The organism is Vibrio genomosp. F10 str. ZF-129 (assembly GCF_000287055.2).
Classification (GTDB): Bacteria; Pseudomonadota; Gammaproteobacteria; order Enterobacterales; family Vibrionaceae; genus Vibrio.
Map to the genome: position 1 here is coordinate 1 of NZ_AJYQ02000039.1, position 3,282 is coordinate 3,282.

Annotated in this window: 4 protein-coding genes; all 4 read left to right on the forward strand. The window is 38.2% G+C overall.

Going from position 1 to position 3,282, the window contains the following annotated elements:
• A partial coding sequence (locus A1QO_RS20385) for a hypothetical protein (RefSeq protein ID WP_038131929.1) occupies positions 1-264 on the forward strand: 264 nt, incomplete at its 5' end.
• Positions 265-374: 110 nt separating this feature from the next.
• Entirely contained in the window at positions 375-1,922 is a 1,548-nt protein-coding gene (locus tag A1QO_RS05775) for an RNA-directed DNA polymerase (RefSeq protein ID WP_017039327.1), read from the forward strand.
• A gap of 108 nt (positions 1,923-2,030) precedes the next feature.
• The gene (locus A1QO_RS05780; protein ID WP_017039711.1) at positions 2,031-2,603 is read left to right on the forward strand and encodes a hypothetical protein; all 573 of its coding nucleotides are present in this window, start codon (positions 2,031-2,033) and stop codon (positions 2,601-2,603) included.
• 140 nt (positions 2,604-2,743) lie between these two features.
• Positions 2,744-3,139 (forward strand): DUF3465 domain-containing protein, encoded by a 396-nt coding sequence (locus A1QO_RS05785; protein WP_017039710.1) that lies wholly within the window; start codon positions 2,744-2,746, stop codon positions 3,137-3,139.
• The last annotated feature ends 143 nt before the right edge of the window (positions 3,140-3,282 follow it).

The window sequence follows — 3,282 nt, forward strand, 5'->3', positions numbered from 1 at the left end:
GAAAGTGTCCGGTTGGAGTTGACCAGAACAGTTGCTCACAGCAAGGATTTTTATAAAGAGGCTGATATAGAGTATGGTGAAATTGATGAAGAAGGTGGTCGAAGCTTTCAGTTACCTTATGATATTTCTAAGTTAATGGATAACCACCCCTTGAGTCTCGAACAGAATAAATGTCAGTATATAGTAGAGTCCCTAAAACATTTAGAGGCTGTTTTAAGAGAAGAAATTGAGCATTCAAAAACAGAGTTGTTCAAAGCTTTATAACAAGGCATTCAAGCGGAAAATTTACAGTTGGCTGTTTTTCGTTCCTCAAACATTTTAGCCAACTATAATTTTCCGCTTAATGCGGCGTTATACCCTACATTGGAGATGAAATGTTCATCCTTAGTTCCTTAGTTGAGCAACACTTTCGTGAAACAGAAAAATTTATTCGAAAATTGCCTAAAGATGACGTTGCAGATTGGCTACTCAATACAGGTTACTTTCCTGAATCAAATATACTGCCACCGTCATTTAAAATTCATAACTTTAAATTAAAAGATAAGCCGTATAACCGTAAGGTAAAAGACCTAGCAAGACGACAATTAACACCGATTTCATATCCTAAGTCTTTGCTAACTGACAGAGTGTTTGCTGTTCAAGATCCTCGAAATTATCATGATATTGTTTATTATCTTCATAGTGAGTGGGAGAACATTCTTAATAGGCTCTTTCCAGAAAGCACAAAGATATTCTCGTATAGTATGCCTATTCCGATAGATACAAAAAATCAAGGATCTGTTGGTAGTTTACGTTCAGGTAGAATGATTTATGAATGGATACAGATGGCCGAAAGTGATCTGGTTATCGATGCCACGTCTTACAAATACTTAGCTAAAACGGATATTACTAATTTCTACTGTTCGGTGTATACACATAGCGTTGCCTGGGCTATTGCAGGCAGTCGTGAAATAGCTTTTGAAGATAAAGATTTTGCATTGTTCGGGAACAAAATAGATAAGCTTTTACAATATTCAAATGATGCCAGAACAAATGGAATACCTATAGGGTCAGCACTTAGCGACCTTATCGCCGAACTTCTTCTGTCTTGGGTTGATGAGAAAGTATCGCTAGAGTTGGCAGAACTGGACTTTCTGGCTGTTCGATTTAAAGATGACTATAGAATTCTGTGTAATACGGAAGACGATGCAAAAAAGGTTTTGAGTACTATTTCCGATGAACTCAACAAAATAAACCTTAGCTTAAATGAAACTAAGACGCATATATTTTCTCTTCCTGACGGCTTATATCGTCCTCATGATCGTGAATACTTTCCCCACTCACTTAGAGAAACGTCAAAAGTGTCGTTCAAAACATTCGAGCATACGCTCTTGATCGCTTTAGACATACATAGAAAGTACCCCGGTACAGGCATTTTGGAGAAGTTCTTTTCAGAGTTACTTACTAAAGATAAAAGACTCAAAGTACAGTTTTCAAAATCAGAGCGTCAATGCCTAATGCAGCTAACTAAATTCATATCATTATTATTCCTAATAAAACGTGAGTCAGAAAAAACGTTGAGCCATGTACTCAGCCTTATTGAAATTGTATATTTAACAAACAAGAAGTATCAAAAGACATTAAAACCTTTCATAAAACATATTGTTGAAAAAGAGTTAGTTGCGGCATCTAATAAAAACTCTGCATTTGATGTTGTGTGGTATATATTCTTCTCTCGCTATATCGGTTTGGGGATCACCAACTTTAAAAGCCTGATCACCAATGAAAAAATATCTAACAATACTTTTGTTCAGTGCATGATTACTAGTCAAAACAAATTATATAGTGATTCGGGGGTTGAATTGTATAGAAAACCATCTGAATGTAAGGGAGTAAGCCTTGCTCATAGGCTTGATGTATTTAAACGTCACAATCGGGTATAACAAGGCAATTAAACGGAACTAAAACAGTGGGTTACGTTTCGCTTCGCTCCACATTTTAACCCACTGCTTTAGTCCGCTTATTGCGGCGTTATGTGCTTCGGAGGAGTAATGAATAGAGTCGAACAAATAATCCGTTCAACTGACGTGAAAGTTCGTAGAGATGTAGCTCTAGAGTCGACTTGGCTATATGGCGATTATGAGCATATGGTTGAGGAGGCACTGTCTTTTGATTGCCCTACATGTAACGTTAGTGACCTTTTAAAACTACAAATATCGCAGTTGTATCACCAAGGGTATGTTGTTATTGAAAACATTGCTGTCGCAGTTCCCGTTACTTCGGTGCTGTCGGTTTTGGAGCGCATCAGTGATATCGGTAACGGTCGGGGTAAATTGAGAAATATATCAGACCAAGTGGGTTTTAAGATCCTGCATACTCATTTTGGGCAATCTTCATTTATTGTTGAAAACTGGGCTAATCACGCGAAGCGCACCAAGTTACAAGATCAAGACTTGGATATCGAAACAATGTACCAATCGTTAATTGAGTCAGTCTCGAACGACTACAAAACTGGTGAGTGGGTTGTATACAGCAAACATAATGGTTCGATTACAATTTGGTGTTTGTGGCTACATGAAGCTGGTGATGAGGCTTTGGTTCGTGAACTGATAGCACGCACATAACAAACAATTTAAGAGTGATTCAGCACGCGTGGCATTTTTGGTTTGGGTTAAATTTAGTGTTTACGGTGGTCAAATTGAGTGTCGTGGTCGCGTGCTTTACACCTTAATTGGGCGTTATGTGAATTGGAGAAATTGAGTATATGAAGAAGTTTATCGCTATATTTATAGCATTCTTTTGTCTAGCCTCGATTGGTGCTCAAGCTAATGATCATCAGTTAAAACAAGCATATGAAAATCATCAAAGTGATGTTCAAGTGCAAGGCTCAGGCACAGTAATTCGCTTGCTACGTGATGACAACGAAGGAAGTAGGCATCAAAAGTTTATTTTAAAGCTGGACAGTAAACAGACCTTACTTGTTGCTCACAATATTGATTTGGCTCCTAGAATTCCAAACCTAAAAGTGGGCGATAGAGTTCAGTTTTACGGTGAATATGAATGGAATAAAAAAGGTGGTGTTATGCACTGGACACACCATGACCCAAACAATAGACACCCGCACGGTTGGTTAAAGCACAACGGTAAGACGTACGAGTAAAAATTCACATAACAAACTGTTCAAGAGGGATTCGCAACGCGTGGCATTTTCACTATGCGTTGATTTTAGTGTTTAAGGCGGTATGCAGCGGCTTTTGTATTGCGTTGCTCACCCCTTAACAGGGCGTTAAGACTCGCTGTGAT